General features: G+C 58.8%; 7 protein-coding genes. All 7 read left to right on the top strand.

Features of this window, described 5'->3' with window-relative positions; all coding sequences use genetic code 11:
* The first annotated feature begins 807 nt into the window (after nucleotides 1–807).
* The 7 genes from HOLFODRAFT_RS24660 to HOLFODRAFT_RS0216395 all read left to right on the top strand — a co-directional run bounded on the left by HOLFODRAFT_RS24660 (nucleotide 808) and on the right by HOLFODRAFT_RS0216395 (nucleotide 5,388).
* Nucleotides 808–1,206 carry a hypothetical protein gene (locus HOLFODRAFT_RS24660; RefSeq protein WP_005031244.1) on the top strand — a complete coding sequence of 133 codons (399 nt, stop codon included), beginning with the start codon at nucleotides 808–810 and terminating at the stop codon, nucleotides 1,204–1,206.
* Nucleotides 1,207–1,355: 149 nt separating this feature from the next.
* Nucleotides 1,356–1,826, top strand: coding sequence for a hypothetical protein (locus tag HOLFODRAFT_RS0216425; protein WP_005031245.1), 471 nt, complete (start codon nucleotides 1,356–1,358; stop codon nucleotides 1,824–1,826).
* 421 nt (nucleotides 1,827–2,247) lie between these two features.
* On the top strand, nucleotides 2,248–2,433 hold the full coding sequence (locus HOLFODRAFT_RS0216415; protein ID WP_148300519.1) for a hypothetical protein: 186 nt from the start codon (nucleotides 2,248–2,250) through the stop codon (nucleotides 2,431–2,433).
* Nucleotides 2,434–2,520: 87 nt separating this feature from the next.
* The gene (locus tag HOLFODRAFT_RS0216410; RefSeq protein WP_005031247.1) at nucleotides 2,521–2,748 is read left to right on the top strand and encodes a hypothetical protein; all 228 of its coding nucleotides are present in this window, start codon (nucleotides 2,521–2,523) and stop codon (nucleotides 2,746–2,748) included.
* 43 nt (nucleotides 2,749–2,791) lie between these two features.
* The gene (locus HOLFODRAFT_RS0216405) at nucleotides 2,792–2,992 is read left to right on the top strand and encodes a hypothetical protein (RefSeq protein ID WP_005031248.1); all 201 of its coding nucleotides are present in this window, start codon (nucleotides 2,792–2,794) and stop codon (nucleotides 2,990–2,992) included.
* The gene (locus HOLFODRAFT_RS0216400) at nucleotides 2,989–3,306 is read left to right on the top strand and encodes a type II toxin-antitoxin system RelE family toxin (protein WP_026939415.1); all 318 of its coding nucleotides are present in this window, start codon (nucleotides 2,989–2,991) and stop codon (nucleotides 3,304–3,306) included. Before HOLFODRAFT_RS0216405 ends, HOLFODRAFT_RS0216400 begins: the two co-directional genes overlap by 4 nt.
* Before the next feature lie 825 nt (nucleotides 3,307–4,131).
* The gene (locus HOLFODRAFT_RS0216395) at nucleotides 4,132–5,388 is read left to right on the top strand and encodes a site-specific integrase (protein WP_005031250.1); all 1,257 of its coding nucleotides are present in this window, start codon (nucleotides 4,132–4,134) and stop codon (nucleotides 5,386–5,388) included.
* Nucleotides 5,389–6,099 lie beyond the last annotated feature (711 nt).

Raw genomic sequence — 6,099 nt, 5'->3', positions numbered from 1 at the left:
GCGCGGGCCCGCCACACGGCGCCACCCCCGCCGCGGAGCGGCTTCGTTCAACAGGTCCACTGGATACGAACGGGCCTTTTGCCTGGATTTCCGGGGCCATGCCGCAGGAGGGGTAATTGTGGCATTGGTCGCAAATGCTATCCTCCAGGGTGGAATGGCAGGAGGCGGTGCCAGAATCGTCTACTGTCCACCCCCCTCTGAGCCGCTTCCACTGTCGACCTGGGGGCTTTTCCCCCTTGGCTTGCTCATTCTTGAAAGGTGCCTGCATGGACTTCCGGTCTTTAGCCATACTCTCGGTCGTTGGGCTTGGCCTTCTGGCCTTCGGGAATCAGTTGGTCCTGAATATCGCAGCAAAAGACAATCGAGCTGGGAAGATCGGCAGTGGACCCCTCGCCTCCTTGGCCTATGCAGCCCGGAATTTCAATAGGTGCAGGATGGGGGTCGCCTTGATAGTCCTGGGGCTGTTGGTGCTTATTGCCTCTTCCCTGCTGCCTTTCTTTAGCTACCGCGCAAATTAGGCCGGATCGCTCCGACTCCGGCCCCCTGCTGAAAGGAGCTGGAAACCTTCTCCTTCCACGACGCATGGAATGGCTAGGGTGGCCGCGCTCTTTCTCCTTGGAGTGGCGGCAAGTGTCCTCGTCGGAATCGTCTGGTGAGGGGGCGGGTTGGGTTGAGCGGGGGGGCCAGAAATGGCCTCCCTGGTCTTGTACAGGGATGGTCGGGTGTGCTGGAAGTCATGATCCGGTTGTCTTGGTGGGATACCAGTTCTACTATTCGATCTTGGTTTCTCGAATGGAATGGGGTTACATGAAGAGGTTGCTCATAGTTGCATTTATGCTTGTGGCAAGCGCCTATGCCAAGGTTCCTGGACAGAATCCGGTTAAGGCACGAGTGGCTTGGGCTGAAGAGAAAACAAAGGTGAATCAGGCGGCCCGTGACTATGCTCATCTGCATAAGCAGCCCGGGGCCGAGGATAATAATGTCCACTGCAAGGCCGTTGATAAACAAATGGACACCATTCTGGTTGTTCGTCCCACCACCAATTGGACCAAGCCATCTGTGCTTCGGTACCTGAATGCCAATGCCACCGATTGGCGAAAGCTCGGTTTTCAGAAAATCATCTTCATTCATAGCAATCTGAAGACGTATCGAGCCGAGGCATTCGAGTCCTTCAAGCTGGATGATACAAAGCCTGTATCCCAGTGATTCCCCCTCTTGCAGTGGAAGGAACCCTTTAGGATTGGAGTCCGCCGATTGTTGAATAATAATTGGCGCAGGTTTCCGCGAATCTGTGGCATACGTGGTACACCAAGAGGGTGGGGACAAACGCCCGATTTCTGGTCTTGGAGCTGTGCATGGCTTTCCTGAAGTCCCCCCTTACCGCCCTGATCATCCTGGGGCCCATTCTGGCCTGCGTTACAGATAAGCCCGTGGCGGTCCCCCCTCCCGCGGCACCGGCTCGCCCCCAGGGGGGGAGTGCCAAACCGAAGGCACCTGATGTGAAGAGCCTGCGGGGCCTCCTGGCCGCGGAGACTATCCGGCAGATCGCCGCCTTCAAGTGCGAGATGACGGAGATCCAGGCATCTCTCGTCCAGTCCGTCAGCCTCTATCTGGTTAGTCGGGACCAGGAGCCCTACACGGCCACCCAGAGCCGGATCGACCGCTTCACCATCCTCACGATCCACGCCAAGGGCATGACGAGGGAGCGGGCCGAAGACCTCGCATCCTGCGCGCCGCGCGAGAGGATCCGGAGCTACGGCTGGGACAAGGTCATTCTCGCCAATGACCTGGAGGGCTGGGCCTTCGACATGGCGCCCACCCCCTGACCGGGATGACACCCCGCCCTATCGTGGCATCGCCATGGTCATCTGGATTTGCACGGGTGAAGGGCTGAGACGTTCTGGGGCGGCAGGAAGGGGGCCCGAAGGGATTTCCGATTCGGACAAATGCCCTGTAGGTAGGACCCCTGGGGTGCTTAGGCATCCCAAGGGTCTTTGAAAGAGGCGGGTTTCGCCTGGGAAGGCATCGTTGCCGATGCTTTTGGTTGCTAAGGCCACCCAAGGAGAAACCCATGCTAATGACAACCGAGAACAGGGCTGAAGATCAAGCCCGACATTTGGAATTGAAGACCCAGGACCAGCGATTGAAGGTTACAAGGACGCCGAGCGGGACACCCGGTATAGCTATGAGCTGAAAATCAGGGACATCGAAAGCGCCCCGGAGAGCAGCAGTATTGTGGGGGAAATCGTGGCCGCCCTGGGCGGGCCTGAGACGCTGGGAGGCCTGGTGAAAGCCGGGGCCGCCTGGATGAGCGCCCAGGCCATGGGATCCGGATCCCTGGCGGGCTGGTGGAAGGCAATCAAAGACCCCATCATCCAGACCGAGACCGGGCCGGTGGGCGGCGTCAATTCGGAATGCGATGCACAGCCGTAATTGTCGTCGCGCAGGCCGGTATCCTGGCTGGAGTTGGCCCGGAAAATCGCAGAAGTGGAAGAGTCCGAAGAGGAGCAGGAAGAGCCCATGAACATTGAGCACTTGAAGGCCAAGCTGGCCCAGCACCTGGAGGCCGGAACCCCAACCCCCGAAATCCTGGCAGAGCTGGCCGACACTGTGCCCGCTGACACGCGGGGAGCATGGCGGGCCATGCTTCGATTTGTACCGAGCGCCGCCGCCCTGTCCTTCCTGGAGATTCCAGAGAATCACCGGGAGCGAGGGGCGGAGGTCCTGGAGGCCTTCAAGGGCGCTTGAGGAACCCCGGGAAAAAGCCGATGATGGGAATGGAGGCGCGTTCATGCCCACCCCCAAGAAGACACAGACAGCGAAGCCGAACCCCGCACGGCCGAAGATGGTGACCGTGCGACTTCCCCGGGAAATGCCCGCAGGCCTTGAATACCATTACGATGCCAAGTTTGGAGAACAGTGGCGCATCAAGACCAAGAAGGGATTGCGGGCTTTCTTTGACCTGATAGACAGCGGGGCCTTTGAGAAATGATAGCTAGGCGAAGAACCGACCTGGTGCTTTCTGGAGAGGCGCGGAGAGACATCGAGAAGATGAACACGGAGGCCAGGGCGTACGCCCTTGATGCCCTGGAAGATCTTCAGGCGCAGCCAAAAAAAGGAGAGCCAAAGAATGGAAGGTTGGTGGGGGCCTGGAGCTGGGATTTCTACGCAACCCCGACAGAGAACAGGCCGCAAGGCCGGATCGTCTACACGGTGAAACACCAGGAAATCCATGTGTTTGCTGTGAGCGATGGCCATGATGAAGCCTACAGCCGGGCTAGATCCAGAGCCGCCCGATACCTCTGATCCGCAGCCAAAGCGGAAAACGCACCAACCAGCACCTCGGAAGCCTGGAAGATCAGGCGATCTCGGGGTGCTGCCTTTTGTGGGCAGGCGGTCGAAGGGACAGACGTGGACACCTGAAAAGGAGGAAGCGCCCAGCCTGGGACCTTGGCGCAAGACTGGCCCCCCCCGAACCCTCCCGGCTGGGAATATCCGAGCTGGGGAGACGCAGAGCACGGCGATGGCGAGCCGTCGAAAATCGACAATGTAACCCTGGTGAGCCTGGGCGACATGGGGCCGTCGAAAGTCGCCTTGCAGATTCAACGGGTCATTCAGCCAGCCTTGCGGGAGAACCTGGGCTGGACTCGGGAGCTTCTGGCAGAGGCCCTGCGGGGAGCCCCTGGCGGGGTGAACGGACACGTGAGTTCTTGTCAGTGTGTGCTCTTGCGGGAGCGGGTGGGGAGTTGTGGTCATTTTAGTCTGGTGGCAGTCCTGGGGGACGGCTTGCGCAGCCCGGGAGGGCTGTGCACTTTCTTCAAGGGTTTAGGTCCCGGAAACCCTTATACTCCAATGGGATTCGGGCTAAAATTTGTGCACCTCTATTGCACTCTTCGGGGTCGATTTTGGGGTCTTTTCAACCACCCGGACGGGGGTTGCCAGCTCATCGACAGCCTCGGGTCAGATAGAGAAAACCCCTGAAAACACAAGGTTTTCAGGGGCGATCTTCTGGAGCCAACTACAGGATTCGAACCTGCGACCTGCTGATTACGAAACCGATTTTCTGATGTCACCCGGAGTCTGGTAAGGTCATTCTATATTGATTTCAGGTAACTTGATGTGGGTGATGGTATGGCGAAGTCACGGGCGGTTGCTACCAGTGTGCTACCAGTGGAGCAGGAAGAGCGTCGGGACTTGAACGAGGACAACATCCGGTCTGCTATTCCTGGTGACACTCTGTGGGACGCCAAGATCCGTGGGTTGCACCTCCGGGTATTCGAGGGGCGGATGTCCTTCTATGTTTACTACCGCACGAGGTCCGGGGCTCAGCGGAAACCCAAGATCGGGGACTACGGGACGATCACCTTGAGCCAAGCCCGGAAGACGGCCCAGGTGATGTTGGCGGAGGTTGTGAATGGTGGAGACCCCTCGAAGGCTCGTCAGGATGCCCGGGATGAGTCGACCCTTTTGGATCTATGGAAAGAGTTCCGGACCCGGGGTGGGTCGGACAAGAAGTCTGCAAGCGAAGATCTACGGATATGGTCTTATTGGTTCAGCGGAGAGAAACACCCCAGCCGGACCCCGCCCCATCGCGCCAAGATGAACTGGAAGTTGTCGGAGTTCAACTTCCAGGCGATCGACGATATCCACAAATCCATCAAGTCGCCTGTGGCTGCGAACCGCTTCTTGGCCCTTCTGTCGGTGATGTTCAATCTTGCTGCCGGTCCCTTGAAATGGATCGATTCGAACCCGTGCAACGGTGTAAAGAAGAACAGAGAGAGGAAACGTCGCAGATACGCGACGCCTGAGGAGGTTGCTCGCATCGCGGCGGCTTTGACTAGGCACGATGGACTGAAGACCTCGAACCTACCCGCAGTCGCCTTCATCAAGCTGCTGATCCTGACCGGTGCCCGCCTAGGTGAGATCGCCTCAGCCCGTTGGGATCAAGTGAAGGGGACGAAACTTGTGCTTCCTCCTGAGCAGCACAAGACTGGTCGAAAGACTCAACATGATCGGGTGATCCAGCTCAATTCCGCCGCGATGGAGGTGCTGGACTCACTGCCTAGGACATCGGGCACCCTTACGGGCATACAATCCCCGGCCAAGATGTGGCAGGTCGTTCGAGTCGAGGCGAAATGCCCTGATCTCCGTATCCACGATCTGCGGCATAGTTTTGCATCGGTCGCCGTTGGAGCTGGGTACAACCTTGCCCAGATTGGCGAACTTCTGGGGCATACGTCCACACAGACGACCCAGCGATACGCGCACCTGATCGACGAGGCGGCTCATGAGGCAGCGGACAAGATTGGGGAACGGATCGGGGTCATGATGGCGGAGAAGGGGCCGCAGGGATCAGAGTCGCAAGGGGCGAGCAAGAAGAGCCTTTGATAGTCGGCCAGCGCATCACCACCTGTTCGTCTGACAGATTGAAGGTGCGCTTGCGAAGCTGAAGGCCCGCCACCAGTCGCATGGGAACAGCCGGACCAGACGGCGGACTCTCCCGAGATGAGCCATCGGGGCAGGATGCCAAATACTCAGACTTCCTAAATCAATGTCGACTTTCGAACCCCCAACAATCGGTCGACCTCATCAGGCCTGAATGGAAGTCTCGCCGCTGCAACTTGAAGTGGGAGACCCTATCAACTTGCGCAGCGAGTTGGTGCCACGTTCTCCTCTGCCCCCAAGGTCAGGCATGCTGTCGCTGTTTCCTTTCTTCAGCCAGGAGTCACCATGCCCCAGTCCCATCCCGTTGAACAACTCTTCGCCCGCCTGGCCGAAATCCGCCCCTACGGAGGTGGAATGGTAGAGATCAACAGCCACCTTCCCGGTCTTGGTTGAACGAAGCCGCTCCGCGGCGGGGGTGGCGCCGTGTGGCGGGCCCGCGCAGTAAGAAAGCTAGCAATTCCATGTAAATGAAGGCTCCTTGGTCATCGCGATGTTGACGCATCGCCAGACGACTGTCAAGCGACATGAAAATTAACCCACCCGGCGACACGAATATTGACCCCCTTGTTGTATGAGCCCGTGGGGTGTCTGGAGCGTAGGCCGTAGGCCGAAGCGGAGGACACCCCACTGGGTGCGGCTCAGGTGGTGGCCGCT

Source organism: Holophaga foetida DSM 6591 (assembly GCF_000242615.2).
GTDB classification, from domain to species: Bacteria; Acidobacteriota; Holophagae; order Holophagales; family Holophagaceae; genus Holophaga; species Holophaga foetida.
Note: the sequence above shows the minus strand (reverse complement) of the source record. Positions and strands in the feature narration are given on the sequence as shown.